Raw genomic sequence first — 18,550 nt, forward strand, 5'->3', positions numbered from 1 at the left:
TGCGCCCCCAGCGCATCGTGCTAGTCGTCGCTGGCGACAATCAACGCCAGCTCACACGACCGTCGGTCAATGGTGACGAACTCGTGGAAGCCGCTCTCACTTCCCACTGTCTGACCCCAATCGTGTTGCGCCGTGGCGCGAATGTCGGGGAGCTGATAGATCGTGGTCGCACGCCGGAACCGCTGATGCACCTCGCGACGGGTGGCCTCCAGATCGGCATCATGCCAGCGGGCATAGGGGCCGTCCCAGGTCCGGATCGTGCGCTCGGCGAATGTGTCGATCTCTTCTGCAGCGGCATCGGGCGTGGCCTTGACGAAGGTGTTCGGTGAGATCAACGAAAGCCAGTAGGGGCCATGCCAATACGGCTCGGCTTCCTGCTGGCCGACGCCCCCCACGCCGGCGTAGGAATCTCGGTAGCAAAGGTGGGCGACCAGCAGTGCCAGCGCGGTGTCGTCGTCGACGTCGCGCCGCAGGGTGAACAATTTGACGCTGATCCATTGGTAGGTTCTGGACGGATTGATAAAGATTTCTCGCTGATACAGCATTTGGTCGCCGCTGTCGGCGACCTTGCCTAGCGTCATGATCCGTCCGTGTCGTCTACGCCAGAAACCATGTAGGCATGCACGTGTCATCGACCGTCGAGTTAGCTGGTGAGTGTCTGGTCGGACTCGGCGTCGGAGACCGCGGCCGCGACGCCTTCGGCGATGTCTTCGGCGATGAGCTGTTGGAACGGCAGCAGCTGAGCCTCGGTCAGCAAGTCGTCCTGAGCCAGGAGGGCGTCGAGGTTCTCGTTGTCGACGCGGTTGTTGCGGTGATCGCGCGCCTTCTCGACGATGTTGCGCACAAAGCCCGCGTTGCCGAGCCAATCGGTCCCTCGGATGACGTCGCCTTCGGGAGAACGGTTCTCCTGGAGGTAGAACCGCTCGAATACCGGCCGCAGTGTCGCTTCGACGTCGCCGGCCAAGACGTCCTTGTACTCTGCGGCCATCAGTTCGGTGAGCTGCCACAGTTCATCGGGGGTGTAGGACTCGAACCGGATCACGGTAGGAAACCGCCGACGCAGCCCCTGGTTCGCCGTCAGCATGCGGTCCATTGCGTTGGGATAGCCCGCACCGAACACAACGAGCTCGGCACGATCGTTCTCCAGGTAGGGCAGCAACGTCTCCAGAATGGCAGTGCCGTAGGCATCGCCACCGGAGTAACCGGTTTCGTAGAGGTTGTGCATCTCGTCGATGAACAGGGCCCCACCCATTGCCCCTTCGACGGTGGCCTCGGTGTTCTTCTCCGCATCACCCATGTGCCGGCCCAGCAGCTTGGAACGGCGCGTCTCGACAACGGTCGGGCGCCGCAGAACACCCAGCCCGCAGAGCTGCTTGGTCAGCGACCGCGCCACCGTCGTCTTGCCCGTTCCCGGCGGACCCAGCAGCAGGGTGTGCCGCGAACTGACCGGCACCGGCAGCCCCGCCTTGGTGCGCAGCTGGTTCACCTTGGTCGTGGAGCGGATGCGCTTCACTTCACGTTTGGCAGCGTCCATGCCGAGCATGGCATTGAGTTCGGCGTCGCCCTCGGCAAGCAGCTTCCCGGCCTGCGCGGAATGTTTGGCCGCCTCGGCGGCTTCCTTGGTCGGGGCGCTGTCGGGGTCCCACGGATCGGTCCGCGACTCGATCGCCTCGGGACTGGTCAGCACCAGCCGAATCGCCTGATCGTCGAGCGCCTCGCGAGCCGGTGTGAACTGGGAATCGCGCGAGTATGCCCGGCGCAGGAGCTGGTTGGCGTCATCGGCCTTGTCGAGGTGACGTAGGCACATCGCTTGGGTGTAGAGCCCTATGACCGCCGCTGCCGGGAGGAGATCGGATTCGACGGCCTTCTGGGCGCGACGGTAGCCGTCTTCGAAGACGCCCAGGGAGGCCAACGCGGTGGCCGCCATCGCCGAGGCCGCGGCGCCGTAGATTGGCAATCGCCACACCCGGTCGCTGGAGAACGCGGCGAGCACGTCGGGCCAGCGCTTGGTCTGAAACTGCAACAGTCCACGCGCGTAGACGTGAGAGTCGACGTCGAACGGGTCGGCGGGCGCAGCATCGGCCAGGAGCGCGTCAGCCTTCGCGAACTGTTGCTCGCGGATGAGAGCCACGGCCAGCGCGGCGCGCAGAGAATCGCGGGAGGTGATCTCCAGTCTCAAAAAGACCCCGTCGGACACCATGGGTCGAAACGCCGTGCCACGCAGATTGAGTCGCTGAATCTCCCACCCATAGGACTCGCGAGCATCCCACGCCGCCTGGACAACGTGGACGCTGTCGTCACCCGCGACGATGCGCGCCAGCCACGCATCACAGATCCCCGGATCGAAATCGGTGGCCTTCTTGAACATGTCGGCGGCCACCCGCGGGTTGCTTCCAGCCATCACACCATCGACGTTGATGTTGGAGGCCAGGAGGCCGCGGGTCATGGCGGCGCGAGCTTGGTCGCTCGCATGCGCGGTGGTCATTGCCGTTGTGCCCCTTGCCTAGTCAAAACGTCTCTGGTGTCGACCCGTTCGTTCACGCCGCCCGCCGGGTAGTGGCGGCGATCTCGTTGCGTTCGGACTTCACGTCGATTTGCACGCGGTAGCGGAACTCAGCTGTGCGGACGACGGCAGTGCTGTTGGAATCCTGTTCCAGGTGCACGTCGGCGACGCTGGCCGTTCCCGCGCTCACCGCACGCATCGTGATCGCCGCACTGGGATGCGCACCGGTCGCGCCCGCATGGTCATAGACGACGATCATCGCGCGGCCCTCATCGGGCAGCTCGTCGGGGACCTCGCGAACCACCCGCAGACCGGTGGCCGCCGCGCAGCGCCACAGCTGCGGTCTGTCGGTCACCACGGCCACCTGGTACCCCGTGGCAGCAGCGCGACGGGCGACCTGAACGAGCAGGGCAAGCTCCCCTGCCACGGTGACCAGCGCGCGGCGGCCGGGACGAGCGTCGCCGAGCGGGATCAGCATCGGGTGGTGCTTGGCGGTCGCCCCGATCAGAACCCCCGTGGCGCCGATGGGTGCGCGCAAGTTCTCACCGTCGGCCAAGACGCGGTGCGGCACCCGCAGGGCTGGTACCCGAGGCTCGAGCAGCGTCGCCCGCAGCGCCGCCTCTTGTTGGCCGGAGAGCGGGTTGAGGCCGCGCAGCGGCGGTTCCTTGAGTGCGCCGCCCGTCGCGTAGCGAACGAGCATTCCCACCGAGACCACCCCGCCTTCCCCTGGACGCAGCTGAACGCTGGTCATGGTGGTGTCGGTGTCGGGTGCCCACAGCCGGTCGAGCGTGGCGGTGGTGATGTCAGCGGGTGACACCCAGTAGCTGGTCACGGCACCTGCCGGGTGCACCAGAGCCGACCACCGCGCAGCGGCCCCATTGGCCAGCGGACCCGCGACGGCCGCGTCGAGTTCATCGAGCTCGGCGGTGCCCACCAGGCGCGCCGGGCACCCGTGTGCGCTGAGCTCGACGGCCAGCCGGCGGGCACACGCCGCCAGGGTCGCCGCGACGGAGTCGCGGGCGGCGATCGCGCCGGTGTTGTCGCGGCTCCGCAAGCGCAGAACGCACCACGTGCTGCGCTGCCCCACCGCGCCGTAGTCGGCGACGATCCCGGAGTAGGTCTCGGAGTACGGATGATGGTCAGCCGATGCGCGTCGTCGACCCACGCTGTGCACGTCAATCCCTGCCAACTCGACGTCGAATTGGGTGACCGCGGCCGCGACCACCCCCAGCGGCAGAGAAACCCCGGACTGCACGCGGTGCTGATCGAGCACCGAAGGGGTGTGGGAGGGACCGTCGACGGCCACCACCGCCAACGCTTCGTACTCGTCGCCGCGAATCGCCACCTCCTCGTCAGTCCAACGAGGCCGATGCAAACACACCGGTGCGGTGACCGTCGTACGCGCGCCGCCCCGATGTAGCTGACGCAGCGCGAGGACACCGAGTGTTTCCCGGCGCCACGTCACCAGCATGGCCGTGTCGACAAGGAGCGCGACCACGATGGGCGCGATCAGAGCGACCGGGCCGTGCCACAGCCGCGTTCCCGCAACGAGAAGTGCGACCGTCGCGACGAACGCCACGACGACCCTCCACCACGTGAGCCGAAGCCCCACCGCGAACGCCGATTTCACTGAGCCCCCCTCTTGCGAACGATCGCCGCGACCCCGACCGCAGCAGCCGACAGCAGACCCACCGCACCGATCCCACCGAGCGCCATCCACACCGGTGACATGTCCCGACCAGGGTGCGGTGGCGGCATCACCAGTCGATCCGAGATGCGTTCGGGCGGCCGGGGATCACCGTCGGGAAGGTCATAGGTCAACGCCGCAACCGGGTCCACGATCCCAAACCCCACCTGATTGTCGACACCGCGGGCCGGCGGGCGAGCAGTGCGCACTAGACGGTTGATGATCTGATGCGACGTCAGATTCGGATACTTCGCACGCACCAGGGTCGCGACACCGGACACAATGGCGGCCGAGAACGACGTGCCGGCCGGGGAGACGAGCTGCTTGTCCTGGCCCTCAACGGCGTTCATCAGTCCGTCGTCACGCGCGGACAGGCTCTCGACGTTCGTCCCCGGCGCGGCGATCGACACCCACGGACCGGCGATGCTCAGATCGGTCAACGGGTTTGCGTCGGCGTCGACCGCGCCCACGGTGAGCACGTAGTCGGAAAACCACGCCGGGGTCACGACCGTCGAGACCCCGGCCCAGTCGCGAGAGTCGTTCGGGCTCAACGGGTTGTAGATGGGGTTCTGCTTGCAGTCCTTGTTACTGGTGTTTCCCGCGGCCGCGACGATGACCGCGTCCTTGTCCACCGCGGCGTAGCGGATCGCGGCACCGAGCGCTTTCTGGTCGATCACGTCCAACGCACTCATGCACGACACCTCGGAAATGTTGATGACCTTGGCGCCCATATTGGCCGCGTGCACGACGGCCCTGGCCATCGTTTCGATGTCGCCGGCCTTGCGCCGGGTCACCGGGTCTTCGTTGCCAAACGCGTTCTCCGGGCTGAACGCCTGAGAGGACTGCCGGATCGAGATGATCGCGGCGTCCGGCGCGATGCCGGTATAGGCGTCCGGCGGCGGAATCACCGGTGCCGGTGGGGGTGGCGGGTCGTCGAGGGGCAGCGGGACCCGGTGGTCGACCAGCTGGACCTGCAGCGCCCCACCGTCGTTGCGCCACGCCGCCGGCGGCGCCGGTGGTGGCGGTGGCGGGGGTGGCGGAGGCACCTGAACGATCACCGTCTGTGGCGGTGGCGGTGGTGGCGGCGGTGGCGGTGCCTCGGAGGTGGGGACGCTGTCGGGTTGGCGGGTTTGGCGCTGCGGCGGCAGAGGTGTCTTGCCGTCAGCGGGAGCGGCCCCGATGATCGACGCGACGATGGTTCCATGGGCATCGCAGTCTTGCAGGCCGTCGCCGTCGGAGACGTAATCGCCCCCGGGGATGAGGTTCGGCAGGCGCGGGTGCGGGTTAACACCGGTGTCGATGACCGCGACGGTGACGCCCGCGCCGCGACCGAATTGCCAAGCCTCCGAAAGATTCATCATGTCGAGGTAGCGCGGCTGCACGCGGTAGTCGGTGCCCGGGAGCGTGCCCACGCGCGGGCAGTAGGCGCCCTGCCTCATCGGTTCCGGCGGCGACGGAGGACCGTCTGGCGGCACCGCTGCCGGGTCGATCGTGGGTGGGGCGACCGCTGCTGCAGACGGCGCGGTGGCCAAGGCAGGCGCGAGGGCCAGCAGGGCGGAGGCCGCGACACACGACGCGCCGCGCACCGAGGCGGGAACCGGACTCACGAGCGGTACCTGATCGCCGAGAACACACCCATGAGCCAAAACGTCAGCGGGAACGGTGCGACGAAGAGCACGTAGCCCATCAATTCGACGACCTGCTTGAACATGGGGCTGTAGACGTGGGTGGGGATGATTGCCGCCAAGGCCAGCCCCGCGGCGGTCAGAACGAGCATGCACGCACACCCGATCAGCAGCGCGGCCGGCGACCACAGTTCGAGGACGTAGCGCAGCGGGACGGCCAGGCCGACCGCCACGGCCGCTACGGCCACCAACGTCGATTGCTGGCGGTCGGTGTAAGACCTGGCGTGCAGCAGGATGCAGCCGGCGCTGGTGGCGGCAACCACCAGCGGCAGCCAACGCGGGTCGGCGTGTGGATCGCACAGTGCAGTCGAGCAGATCACCAGCAGGATCGAGAATCCAGCGAGCAGCCCCGTCTGAAAGCCGCGCGCGCGGTCGACGGAGATGACGACGTTGCGGACAGATTCAGGGCCCTCCAAAGTGGGCGCCGTACCGCTGGGCACCACCACGGCGCTGGGAAGGTCTGGTCGCGTCTCGAAGATCCACCGACCGCTGGCTGAGGGGAACACCGGTAGCCGCAGGTTGGCCAGCATGCGCGCCAACCCGGGGGTCAGCTTGAGGCAGAAGATGCTGACCAGCAGCACGATGCCCAACAGCGACACCGCTGAGGTGACCCACAACATGCGCGCCACACCGGAGAGCAGGGTCGCGACGCTAAGTACGACCACCGCGGTGCACAGCGCGATGTGGCGACCGGTGAAGCGCATGGGGAGAATCGCCGCGGCCAGCGTCACCGCGGCGCCAAGGCCGGCGTGCACGGCGCCCAACGGGCCGGGAATGAGCACAGATGCCGCGACGGCCGTGGTGGTAGCCGCCAGGAGCAGGAACGCGTCGGCCACGAACAGTTCAGCGCGTAACACATCGGCCCGGCCGGGTTCGGCGCCGCGCAGGTCGCCGGCTGCGCGGCGGTTGCGCGTCGACCGGATTCCGGTGACCGCCGCGACGATGAGCAGGACCAGCGCACACACTCCCGCAGCGGCGCTGGCGGTCCAGTCATCGTGGCCGTAGCGCCAGCGCAGCAGCAACGCATCGACCAGAAATGTCGCGCCCGCTACCAGGATGACACCGACCCGCGCGGCCCACGGCGGGGTCACCGACGGCCAGTGCTTGCGCAGCTCGGCGGGAATGGCGCTGGTGACGTGTTCGATCACCGGAATTCGTGTCTCGACGTCGTCGATGAAGCGCAGCCACAACGTGGCGCCGTCGAGGACTGCCTGCTCGCTCAAGGAGCGCTTCGGTTTCAACGGTGTGCCGTCGACCCAGCACAACGCCCACCGGCCGCGGCCGGCGACCGGATCTCCCGGACGCACCGACAACCGCGGCTTTCCGATCTCGGCCAGACGGACGTTGAGCACGTCGACCAGCGCCGGGGTCTGGATGCCGATGGCTGCGGCAGCGTCGAGGCGCACCGCGATCGAGACGTCGTTGACCATGACCGCGACGAGCACCTGACGCAGCTGCTCGGTTTCCTCCCCCGCCCCGGCGCTAACCGCGGCGTCACGAACAGAGGTCACCGCTGGGCCGTCCGTCCGCTGCGGAAGCCCTGAGCCAGCCACGCCGCCACGTCCATGAAGGCGTACTGGGTGTCGCGGCGCAGCGCGTCGAAGTCGAGCTGGGGGTTGTCGCGCAGGTCCTTGTCCCACGGCACGGTGGTCACCCCGCCCACCCGCTGGCCCATGGTTTCCCGCACCTTGGCCAAGAAGTCCTTGTTGGCGCAGTTGTAGACGTCGTTGAGTACGAGCGCCGAACGTCGCAGCAGCGCCTGGTATTCGCTGCGCGCGGCGAGCCACTTAATCGTGGTCTCCGCCGCCGCCGCGCCGTCGAAGTTCATCGTGCCGACGATGATCAGCGCGTCGACCTTCGACAGCACCGCTTGCATGACCGGGTGCTCGATCTCTGGCCCACAGTCGATGAGCGCCAGCTGGTAGAACCGGCGAACGCGGTCCAGCACGGCGGTGAAGGCCTGCGGTGACAGGTCGAACGGGTGGGCGACGTTCTGGTTGGCGCCCAGCACCTCCAGGCCCGGACCGTTCTTGCCGGTGTAGTGGCGGGCCATCGGGTAGGTGTTGAGGTTGCCGTCGGCCAGGAAGTCGCGGATCGACGCGGTGGCGGTCGGATCGATGAGGCGACCCAGGGCCCCGTAGGTCGGGTTGGCGTCGATGGCGATCACCGGTTCAGTCCGATACTTGGCGTAGGCAGTACCCACGCCGGCGGTCATCCGTGTCTTGCCGACACCGCCACGCACGCACACCACGCCGATCAGGTAGTTGCCGGGGATGTTGGTCTTGATGAGGTCGATCTGTTCGCGCAGACGCTGCTCGGCAGGGCCGGCGCCCAGGTTGATGGTCTTGCCCGACCCGACGTACACCGTTTTGCGCCAACCCATCTCGGGCGGCAGCTTGCGGGCGGCCACGACGTCCTCAGCGCGCAGCGCCGGAGCGTTCGAGAAGTCCGAATCGTTGGCCTGAGACGGTGCGAAGCTCAGCTCGCGGGCCGCCTCCCAGCTCGCCGGCGCCTCCCGTCGTGCCACTTCGTAACCGGTGTCGGCCGGTCCCCGGCCGCGGGGCGCTGCGAACGACTGAGCGGTTGGTCGGTGACGTTCGGGGACGCGGGTGGCCATGTCCTGGCCGGCGTCTGTGACCGCCGACATCGGCCCCGACGACGGTTGAGCCAGTTCGCTGCGCTCCGGTACGGCGGGACTCTGATAACCGCGACCATCGGTGGCGGGGCCGCGATGGCGGGGTCCGTCATCCCTGCCTTCGCCCCGGCCGTCGGCCGGACGCTGCGGGGCGTCGTAGTGTCGAGCGGCACGCGCGGCTGCGAGGACCGCCGGGTCGATGGCTTGTGTCGTCTCCGCCCACCCTGGGCGCTGCTCGGCGTAGGGCACCGTCGGTTCAGGCAGCGAGGGCGTCGCCGGGGCCTGTGGTTCGCCACCGATGTCGGGCTCGTGCTCCACACTCCAGCCGGGAGTGCCCTCGTCGGCGTCGCGCTCGTCGAGATACCGCGCCTGAAAATCTGGATCCATGCTCATGAAAACCACCCCAATGGCTTGAAGAACAACTATTGATGCAATCGTAGGGCCGCCGAATACCGGTTAACTACGCCCAAAGAAGAAAGTTCGGTACAAAATTGCCAGGCGCTCAGTAATTAGGCGAAGCGTTCGTGATTTTCCCAGTCACGCGCATTCACGCTGCTCAGCACCGCCTGAATCCCCTGCAGGATCTGGCCTGGCGATCCGGGCGCTATCACCATCCAGTCTTGGGTGGACCCCCGAGGTGCAAGCATCTGGTACAGCACGACCCGGCCGGCGTCGGTGTCGCGGATATTGAGGGCCGTGGCGCTGGTGTTGCTGCGGGCATCGGTGTGAACCCGGGCGTACACCACGGTCTCCACAACGGGCTCGTCGAGTAGCGCACCCAGCTCGGCGAGAGCTGCCGGTGGAATTCCCAAGGCCCGCAACGGAAGTTCGCGTTGTGGGTCGTCGCCGGCATCGGCGCGCTGCGCCGCAGCGCTCACGATGTCCTCATAGGGCAGGTTCATGGGTTCGATGCGGGAGGCCTCGACGGGGTGCACGGCGTTGAGCTGCTCGACCAGGACGTCGCGCAACCATGCAGCCGACCCGCCGTCGAATCTCACGTCGTCGATGGTGATGTCGTCACCAGCTCGCGCCGCCGACACCCAGCGACCGTCACGGCGCGCGAGCACGATCTGTAGCTGATTGTCGGGAATGTCGCGCCGCCAGGTGGCCGGGTCGTTGACGTCGATGCGGCCCTTCCACGACAACGCCCCTCGCGCAATGAGTATGGCCACCTCGACATCAGGGGCGGCCAGAACGCGCATGCGGGCCGCGACCTGCGTGATGACGTGCCCGTCCTGACCGACTACTCCCGCGGCCTGAAGCTGCTCGATGCGGGGGTCACCGGAGATCCAGGTGCTCTCACGCGGGGCTCCGTACGGTACCGCGCTCAGTTCTGGCGCCACAGTGGCGATGTCGAGCATCGCTTGCAGCATCCACATGCCGTGCAGGTTGACCGTCACGTCGCCGACGTGTTCGGTGCTTCGTGCGGGGATCATCGCCAGCGGGTCCTTCTCCGGTGTGTCGGGTTGGTCGACGGGTGTGCGTCCTGTGTGGGTCAAACCGAGAGCGGCGGCACCCTCGGTGAGGGTGCCGCCGCAAGAATTCGCTCGGAGGACTTGCCGAAACGAACTGCGCCGCAGAGCCGATGGCGAAGGGGCCGCCACGCGGCACGGCGATTAGGTGCGCACCTTCGCCAGTCGGTCCTTAGACCGACCAGGTGCCGCCGACACCGCTGTCGGTGTGCTGGGTGTTGTGGCTGGCCGTGCCGACCTTGCCGCCGTGCTCGTCAAGCTGCTCGAAGATGACCCGGAAGTTGCGGTTGAGCTCATTGACGAACTCCTGGTAGCCGGTGCTACCCACGCCGCCCCACATTTCGGCCGACTCCTGCAGATCCTTGAGGATCGCCTGGTGCTCGGCTTCGAGCTGACCTGCCTGGCTCCTCAGCAGGCTCGAGTGGGCTTCGACGTCGCCGTAGCTATAGCTCTGTACTCCCATGATGAGTTTCCTTGTCTGTGTACGTGTTTGGAGGTGGATGGGGTGGTGATCAGGCCTTGAGGGATGCGGCGTTGGCGTGTTCCTGCTGCTCGTAGGTGTCGGCCGAGGTGCGCAGGTTGTCGCTGACGAAGTGCATCTGGTTCTCGATGTTGCGGAAGGCCCGGTTCATCTCCTCCATGGTCCCCAGGGAGGCCATGTTGGCATCGCCCTTCCATCCCGCACCCGAGATGCCCTCGGCCGAGGCGTACGCCTTCTGCGCCTCGACGTGAATGTTGGTGGCGTGGTTGGAGAAGCGGCCGGAGTAGTCGCGCATCGCGGCCGGGTCGGTCATGAAAGACATTCGTTTGCTCCTAGATCGTGTCGTGTAATGCTGGCCATTTGCGTGGACGGGTCAATCGTGTCCCTTTGGCGCTGCGTAAGCCATGCGCCAAGAAATATTCTTGAATTGAGTGCTCGACCCCCTTCGGTATCTGCCCGCATTTTCCGTTAGCGCGCCCGTGGCAGCACGCGGACCGGCGCGCCGTAGGACGGGCCGTTACTCGAGGAACTGTCTTTGCCCTGCATCGCGGCCATCGGGGCCGCCCCGCCGGCGCCCCCGCCCACGCTGGTCGTGGAGGGGGCCGCACCCGTGTTGGTGCCGCCCGTCGCGGAAATCGGTGTCGCACCCGCCGCGCCGGAGGGGGCGCCCGCTGCCCAGGTCGCGGGGACCGACAATCCGCCTACGCTGCGGGCGGCGCCCATGCCGGCCGAGAGGGCACCCATGCCCCCGCCGCCGAAGCCGCCGCCACCGAGGCCCCCCGCCGCTCCCATGGCCGAGGTCGCCGACGTCAAAGCCCCAGCGCCACCGACGCCCCCCATGGTGGGGTTCATCATGCTCATGAACGGCGACAGCAGCGACTGAAAACCACCCATGGCCTGCATCGGGTTGCCCATGCCGCCCATGAGTGGCTGCGCGAGGCCCTGTAACGCTTGCGGCACCGCGCTCATGAATTGAGGGGCCATCGACATGATCGAACTGGCGTTTCCGCCACCCATGCTGGCCGTCGACTGCCCAGCGGTCGCGGCGTTCTGGCCGGCCTGCCCCGCTGCGGTACCGCCTGCCTGGGCTACCGCGGCCGCTTGGCTGGCGAAACCTCCGGGGTTGACTGTCGGCGCGGGCGCCATGAATGGCACCAGCATCCCGGTGATGCCGGCTGCGTCGGCGCTGAACCCATACATCGTGGTGGCGTCCTGAGTCCACATCTCGTCGTAGGCCGCCACGCACGCAGCGATCGCGCCGGAGTTGACCCCCATGAAGTTCGTCGAGATCAGCGTCTCGAGAAGGTTGCGGTTCGCCTCGATGACTGGCGGCGGTACAGACCCTGCGTGGGCAGCCTCGATGGCGAGGGCCGCCTGCTCCGCGGCGATCGCGGTCTGCTGGGCTTGAGTCGCCGCTTGAAACAGCCACCGCACGTTTTCCGTGGCGCCGGCGGCCATCATGGTCGACGACGGTCCTTGAAACCCGCCTGCCAGCAGCGCCATTACAGCGCTGTGCAGCGCTGCGGCGTTTGAGCCGAGGTTGGCCGCAAGGGCTTGCCACGCGGCGGCAGCTGCGGTCAGGGGCGCCGACTGCGGGCCGGCGTAGGCCCGAGCGGAGTTGATCTCGGGCGGTAGGGCTCCGTATTCAACCACGAAGTCACAACTCCTTTTCGCACGAGGGATGGGTCTGGCCCGGTGGCGGCGCCGCAGGAGACCCGGCCGGGCGGACCGCCGGCGAGTCGATGTCAACGACGGGGTGCCGTCGGCGCGAAGCGTTCATCTCCAAACGTGCTGAACGATGATCCACGACGGGCCCGAGACGAACCGTCAGAGCGTTGCGGCGACGTTGAAGGCCTCGGTCGCGGCGTAACTTGCACCGGAGGTACCCATGGCGCTGGCAAACATCCCATGCCAGGCCGAGGCCATGGCGGCCATGGACTGGTACAGCGAGCCGTGGGTGCCGAAGGCCGCCGAGAGAAGCATGGCAGTTTCGTTGGCCTGGCCGGGCGCGACTGCGGTCGTGGGCGCTGCGGCGGCAGCGTTTCCGCTGGTGAAGGCAGATGTCAGCGCGGTCAGGGTGCCGGCTGTGCCACCCATTTCCAACGGATCAGCTGTAAGGAACATTCGTTATGACCCCTCTGTTGTGCCGATAATGCCAATACGAGTGTATAGGCATTCAGGTGTGGTCGCGGTGCGCCAAATTAGTTGGCAACGGATTCCGGCGAAGTATCGAGCCCGATTTGAACGTATCGTCCCGATTCACCGGTACTTACGAAGAATCCGCGTCCAGGTGGCATCGGATGGCCCTTCCACCGGCCCCGAACGAACCCCTCCTCCCCGTCGGAGTCCATGACGAGAAGCGGTGCGTTCGCCTGCTTCATCGCCCCCAGCAGCGGGTCGGCGCGGTCTGAGCCGGCCCAGCCGCCGAATCGGCGCGCGTAGACCACGCGCAGACCAACGTCGGTGGCGGCGTGCGCGCTGGGCACCAGTTCACGTAGCGGGGCGTCGTAGCCCGGCGGTAGTCGATCGGCGTCGTCGACGATCAGAAAGATCTCCGGGCCCGACCACCGCTGGGCCAGGCTGGTGTCGACGTCGAGACCGGCCTCGGGCAGCCTGGCGGTCAGGATGCGGTTCAGCTCGGCAGCCCACGGCCCCATCTCGTCGTTGCGGTAGGTGAACCGTTCCAGATAGTCCTTGCCGAGGACGCGCAAGAGTTCTCGGCGCGGGTTGACCAGCCACACCTGAGCGCGGGGACGCGGGTCGCCGGGATCTGGTGTCGCCGTGCTGGCGCCGGGTGCGTAGGTCCTCGCAATCTCGCGCATGATCGCCGACAGTGCGTTCGTGCGTCCGCAGTCCTCGCGGCCGGTAATGATCAGGAACGGAGAGTCGCGTTCCAGGCCGACCAGCTCGTCGCGCTCGTCGACGGCCCATGCCATTCCGGTGTGGTAGTCACGCTGCGCGCGTGCTTGCAGATCAGCCAGCGTGACGTGGCTGGGCAGCGCCCGGACCCGAGGAGCTGGGCGGTATCGGGCCGCGGCCCGGCGGACCGCCTCGACCACGCTGTCGGACTTGAACTGGGCGGTGGGAGTTCCCCGCAACGCCGGCCGCGCGATCTGAGTGTGCAGGCCTTCTTCCTCGGCTCCGAGGCGTACGTAGTTCTGAGCAACCATCCCTCGGCCGGGCTTGCCCGACGGCACGGCGTCGGTGAGCTTGCCGCGTAGCAGCTTGGCGTCCTCGGGGCCCTGCAGCTTGAGCTCGATGCGTTGCGGCCAGGAACCGCGCATGCGTGGCGGCAGCTCGATGTCGCGGGCCACACTGACGATGACGTGGATGCCGAAGCTGCTGCCCTCGCCCACGATTTTTTGGATCTGCGCCGAGAGCAGGTCCTTGTTGCGGATCGTCGATGCTTCCGCGGTCAGCGCGGCGTAGTTGTCGATCACCAGGTAGACGTCGCCGAAGGGGTCGTCAGGCACTGCGCCTGGCGCGCCGCCGAATTTCCGATCACGCAGGTCCTGGACGGAGCTAATTCCGCACGCCGGGAAGCTGCGTTGTCGGCGTTCGAGGAGTTCGAGCATCTCGGAGATGGTGCGTCGGATCCCGTCTTCGTCGAGAATTCCGGCCACGCCGCCCACGTGGGGCAGGCCGGCAATGGTTTCCAGCGCGGTCGACGACAAAGCCAGGCAGTAGAACTGCACCTGCTCCGGGGTGTGGGTCATAGCCGCAGCGCAGATGATCGTCTGCAGGGTCGTGGTCTTGCCTGAGGAGCGCACGCCGACAACGAGCTGATTGGCGCCGTCGGCGCGGGTGTCGACGAGCAGAGGGTGCTGGTCTTGTTTGTACGGCCGGTCCACGATGCCCACCGGGAACACCAGATTTGGTGTGGCGGCGTAGTTTTCGTCCCAGCGGTGCCCCAGGTGGGCATTGACGATGTCGTCGATGGTGTGCGGGACGTCTAGGGGCGGTTGCCAGAGAACCTGCGGCTTGAAACCGTAGTTCCGCAGCTGATCCAGGATGACTGGGCCGACCTTGGGTTTGCGCAAAGCGTCGTCCTCGTCCTCCTGTTCCTCGACGGTTTCCGCAGGCTGGGCGGCAGCATGGTTGATCAGATGCTCGGGAATCTCGACCCATGACGTCGTGAACAGTTGTGGTTCGAGATAGCGATCGGAGGTGGACGTGGCTTCGATGACGTCATCGTTGTCAGGGCTGGGTCGGCGGTAGTCGCGCCACAGCGACTCGGCGCGGAACCGGGTCAGTTCGTCGGCGGACCCGGTACGCATGTACCCCACGCCGACTTCTCGGGGCAGGTTCACCGCCTGCGGAACGCCCGCCGCCGACGCGCTGGCCGAGGTGTTCTGCCGCAACACCAGCCGGTACCCGACGTTCTCGAGCAGCTTCTCGGCTCTCGAGTCGATGTCTTGGCTGGCCAGCAGCTGGTGGACCCACAGCGATCGCCCCTGTCGGCCGATCTGGTCCAACACCTCGGGCAGATCCGGCTTGATGCGGAATGCTTCCTTGAACTCGTCGAGCACGACCAGCAGACGGGGAAGTGGCTCCAGATGCTCGCCGCGCAATGAACGTTCGGAGCGGATCTGGTTGTACTCATAGGCGTCATCGGCGCCCACGGAGTTGCACACCTGCTTGCGTCGGGCGATTTCACCCCACATCGCGGTAATGAACCGGTCCATGAGGACCTGGTCGTCTTCCAGGTCGGTGATGATGTGCGGTACGTGCGGGGTGCCCTCGAACGGTTTGACACCGGCGCCGCCCTTGCAGTCAGCCAGGATCATCTGCAGATTCTCCGGGGGGTGGCCCAGGATCGCCGCCAACAGCACGGTACGGATGGCCGTGGTCTTGCCCGACCCGGTGGTTCCCGACATCACCCCGTGCGGCCCGTCACCGCCCTGGTTCATGTCCTTCATGTCGACGAAGACCAGCTCGCCGTTGTCGGCGCGGACACCATAGGGGATGCGCAGATTCGCGGCGGCGTTGATGTCGCGGTGCGGACCCCACAGCGCCTCGAAGTCGATTGCAGCGGGGTCTTTGACCCCGTAATAGGCCAAGATGTCGCGAGGGCGGCGGAAATCCCCGAGATCCTCGGCGATGTCCTCATAAGGCTCGGCGATCCGCGACCGCGCGATGGACTGGGCCAGTTGCTCGGCCTCGAACCGATCGAGGTGATCGCCGATCGCGAAGAACTGGAAACCCTCCTCTGAATCAGGCGCCCACGTGCCGTCCCGCGGTACCGCGTCGATCACGCCGTCATCCTTGAGGCGCAGCGTCCGCACGCCCCGATGGTCCTGACAGGCCGGCACGCCACCTTGCACGTCGAAGAACGTCCACCCCTGCACGCCAGTCGAGGTCATCACCGAATACCAGCCCCCGGGCGCGACGTCGCTGACCACGATCGTGTGGGGCATCGGCGCGACGGGGTCGCGGCTGGCCGCGTGGCGGGCGACGAACGCGCCGCCGCGGCGGACCGCATCAGTGAACTGCCGATCAGCGAATTCGGCGACCGATGTATACACCATGCGTGCCGGACCCGCACCGTCGTCCTGGTGCGGATTGCCGTTGTGCGGCAACCACTTCACCCAGTCCCATTCAGCGACATCGTCGGTGACGACGACCAGCCTCAAATGATCCGGGCCGTGGGAGAACACCAACTGCGCGATGATCGCGCGCATCAGCCCCAGCGCTTTGTCGCGATCGCCGTCAATGCGATACCCCGGCTCCACCAACAACGAGATGAGCGCCGGTGTGCCGTAGGCAACGCTCTGGTAGCGGACGAACTCCTGCAACGCCTTGCCCGTCGCCGGTTCGAGCTCCACTTCGGTAGGCATGTCGTCGGGCTCACTGAAGGTCACGGCCCCGCCCTCCACCAGGGAGGTCATGCCGACCCCCACCCGGGCGACGCCGAACCAGGTGTCCTTACCGTTGGGGTTGCGTTCCCACATCCGCGGGCCGCCCGCCTGGGCGAGCAGCGTGTCGGCCGGAGGGTGGTACCACCGGTAGTTTCCGTCGAGTTTGTCGGCGGCATCAGAGACCCGGTCACGCATCTCGTCGAGGACGAGCAGGAAACGAGCCCGCATCGCGTCGAGCTTGCCGCGACTCATCTGCTGATTGCCGCCGCTGAATCGGCCCGAGAACAGCATTGCGCCGATTCCGAGAATGCTGAACACCGGGAAAATCGCCCCGACACCGTTGAAGGTGCGTGCGCCCGAGGCGAACGAGACCGCGACCATGCCGACCACCAGGCCGATAACCAGGATGCCGACGACGATGAGCCATGGCGACTTTCCCTCGGGGGGCGGGACCTTAAGAGGCGTCAGGAGTTTGATCGGTTGCGGCTTGAGGTCACTTCCCGGCGGTGGGGTGGGCTTCGGCCGGACGAAACCTTGCTTCACTTCGGCTGCTCCAATGCTCCAGGGTTCTGACCCGCCGGCAGTGTGTTGTAACGCAATTGGGCATCAGACCGCGCCAACGTCGGGCCGGCGACGAACAACCGCAACACCGACCATGGGGCCGGTTTCGGTTCGGTGTTGAGCCCCAACGCCGTCAAGGTCTGATTGTCTCGCTCCACCCCGAACCGAATTCCGAAGTCCGAGAGCCACCACACCGACTCCTTCGTCGACGCGGTCTGGCCATTGCCGGTGCTGACGACGTAGTTGGCGTAATCGGGGGCGAAGTAGATCTGGTCGGCCACCTGACCACCGGTGTCGGCCGACGTCACCAGCTTGACGATGTGGCTGGTTTTGTCCGTGGGGACCGGGATGCTTGCTCCCGATACCACCGAGGTCGTACTGCGGTCCTCGCCGCTGCCCTTCTGCCACCACCAGCAGGTGGCCGGGTTGGCTTGCGTGTCGACCACCTTGAGGGGCTCATCGGGGTAGATCGACGTGTCGATCACATTGACCGACGGCAGTTCTGCCAGCTTGGAGCCGGCGATGACTGCGATCGCGCCCGAAGGATTCCCGCCGGCGTTCTGCAGGATCTGGGCCACGATTGGGGAGACGGTCTGCATGCCGGAGAGCAGCACCACCGAGTACGTGGTGTTGCCTTCGACCTGTGGAGTGGAGATCACTGTTCCCACCGGCCCGGGGGCGCCGGGGAACGGAGCGGGAACGCCCAGACCGGCGATGGCCGGGACCGTCAGCGGCGGCGCCACCGGGATGGCGTTCAACAGTGCCTGGCTGATCGGTCGGGCCGACGCGAGGTCCTCGGCGGTGACCCCCAACGCCAGCAGAACCGGCCGCTGGCTGGCATCCACCAGCGAGCGGCGGCCATCGCGGATCAGCCACACGTCGGTGCCGAAGCGCAGCAGGACACCATCGTCTTTGTCCAGGACGCGTCGGCGATCTGACAGATCGGGTTGTCCGTCGATGACCGTCACCGTGACCGGTTCGGGTGCGCCGGCACCGAACGCCTTGGTGACCGCATCGCAGACCAGCCACGACGAACCTGCTGGCGAGGTGGCGTTCATGGAATCCGGAGCCCCGGGGATACCCACCCACACACCGTGCGGTCGGGAGTCGATCTCGCTGCGCCGCACCGGAACCGGGTCCAACGCCTGACCGGCGATCAGACGCGCCGAGGACAGGTTGAGCGCCGGGTACAACACGTTGTTGACATTGACGAACAGGTCGTCGGTCTTGTTGTCGGCGATGATCTTGGAGTCGCTGATCGAACCGGCGGGCCGGATGAACGACCAGAACAGCGCACCAAGGCAGATGACGATGACCAGGGAGAGGCCGGCGAGGATGGCCATCCATTCCCGCCGCCCGGGCTCGGCTTCCATCCGCACCTGCCGGCGGGTCATCCCCAGTGCAGCCCGCCGCGCCATGAACTGGTGAGCAGTGACCTGGACGCGCGTCGCGTACCCCAGGCCGCGGCCCAGCCGTCGTCTGGCGACCTCTTTGTCCTCGACGGCGCTGCCTCGTTCGCCTGCCATCTACTCCGCTCCCGCGTTCCCGCTATGTACTGCGACTCGATCAACTCCGGTCACTGAACCAACCTAAATTGGCCTCATCGGCTCAGCGACGCCCCAAGATGGGCAATCTCGGAATTCATCATGCCTGGTCTACGAGGTGGGC

Annotated in this window: 13 protein-coding genes; all 13 read right to left on the bottom strand. The window is 66.9% G+C overall.

Features of this window, described 5'->3' with window-relative positions; all coding sequences use genetic code 11:
- Positions 1-20 precede the first annotated feature (20 nt).
- The 13 genes from MHN84_RS12065 to eccB all read right to left on the bottom strand — a co-directional run bounded on the left by MHN84_RS12065 (position 21) and on the right by eccB (position 18,408).
- On the bottom strand, positions 21-581 hold the full coding sequence (locus MHN84_RS12065) for a hypothetical protein (RefSeq protein WP_241204890.1): 561 nt from the start codon (positions 579-581) through the stop codon (positions 21-23).
- Between the two features lie 62 nt (positions 582-643).
- Complete coding sequence (gene eccA / locus MHN84_RS12070) at positions 644-2,485, bottom strand: type VII secretion AAA-ATPase EccA (RefSeq protein WP_241204891.1); 1,842 nt, start codon at positions 2,483-2,485, stop codon at positions 644-646.
- A gap of 52 nt (positions 2,486-2,537) precedes the next feature.
- A complete protein-coding gene (gene eccE, locus MHN84_RS12075) occupies positions 2,538-4,133 on the bottom strand; it encodes a type VII secretion protein EccE (RefSeq protein ID WP_241204892.1) in 1,596 nt (531 codons plus the stop codon).
- Positions 4,130-5,797 (bottom strand): type VII secretion-associated serine protease mycosin, encoded by a 1,668-nt coding sequence (locus MHN84_RS12080; RefSeq protein WP_241204893.1) that lies wholly within the window; start codon positions 5,795-5,797, stop codon positions 4,130-4,132. The genes eccE and MHN84_RS12080 overlap by 4 nt, the downstream gene beginning before the upstream one ends.
- Positions 5,794-7,386: a type VII secretion integral membrane protein EccD gene (gene eccD, locus MHN84_RS12085; RefSeq protein WP_241204894.1), complete on the bottom strand. Its 1,593-nt coding sequence runs from the start codon at positions 7,384-7,386 to the stop codon at positions 5,794-5,796. Before eccD ends, MHN84_RS12080 begins: the two co-directional genes overlap by 4 nt.
- A complete protein-coding gene (locus MHN84_RS12090) occupies positions 7,383-8,903 on the bottom strand; it encodes a hypothetical protein (RefSeq protein WP_131705588.1) in 1,521 nt (506 codons plus the stop codon). The genes eccD and MHN84_RS12090 overlap by 4 nt, the downstream gene beginning before the upstream one ends.
- Before the next feature lie 116 nt (positions 8,904-9,019).
- Complete coding sequence (locus MHN84_RS12095) at positions 9,020-10,009, bottom strand: ESX secretion-associated protein EspG (protein ID WP_241204895.1); 990 nt, start codon at positions 10,007-10,009, stop codon at positions 9,020-9,022.
- Positions 10,010-10,154: 145 nt separating this feature from the next.
- A complete protein-coding gene (locus MHN84_RS12100; protein ID WP_043416155.1) occupies positions 10,155-10,445 on the bottom strand; it encodes a WXG100 family type VII secretion target in 291 nt (96 codons plus the stop codon).
- A gap of 49 nt (positions 10,446-10,494) precedes the next feature.
- Positions 10,495-10,785, bottom strand: coding sequence for a WXG100 family type VII secretion target (locus MHN84_RS12105; RefSeq protein WP_082133555.1), 291 nt, complete (start codon positions 10,783-10,785; stop codon positions 10,495-10,497).
- A 146-nt stretch (positions 10,786-10,931) separates the two neighbouring features.
- Positions 10,932-12,116 (bottom strand): PPE family protein, encoded by a 1,185-nt coding sequence (locus MHN84_RS12110; RefSeq protein WP_239736425.1) that lies wholly within the window; start codon positions 12,114-12,116, stop codon positions 10,932-10,934.
- A 174-nt stretch (positions 12,117-12,290) separates the two neighbouring features.
- The gene (locus MHN84_RS12115; RefSeq protein ID WP_043416158.1) at positions 12,291-12,587 is read right to left on the bottom strand and encodes a PE family protein; all 297 of its coding nucleotides are present in this window, start codon (positions 12,585-12,587) and stop codon (positions 12,291-12,293) included.
- Between the two features lie 77 nt (positions 12,588-12,664).
- On the bottom strand, positions 12,665-16,864 hold the full coding sequence (eccCa, locus tag MHN84_RS12120) for a type VII secretion protein EccCa (protein WP_241204896.1): 4,200 nt from the start codon (positions 16,862-16,864) through the stop codon (positions 12,665-12,667).
- Entirely contained in the window at positions 16,861-18,408 is a 1,548-nt protein-coding gene (eccB, locus tag MHN84_RS12125) for a type VII secretion protein EccB (RefSeq protein ID WP_043416161.1), read from the bottom strand. The genes eccCa and eccB overlap by 4 nt, the downstream gene beginning before the upstream one ends.
- Positions 18,409-18,550: the final 142 nt, after the last annotated feature.

This window comes from Mycobacterium sp. PSTR-4-N (assembly GCF_022348085.1).
GTDB lineage: Bacteria > Actinomycetota > Actinomycetes > Mycobacteriales > Mycobacteriaceae > Mycobacterium.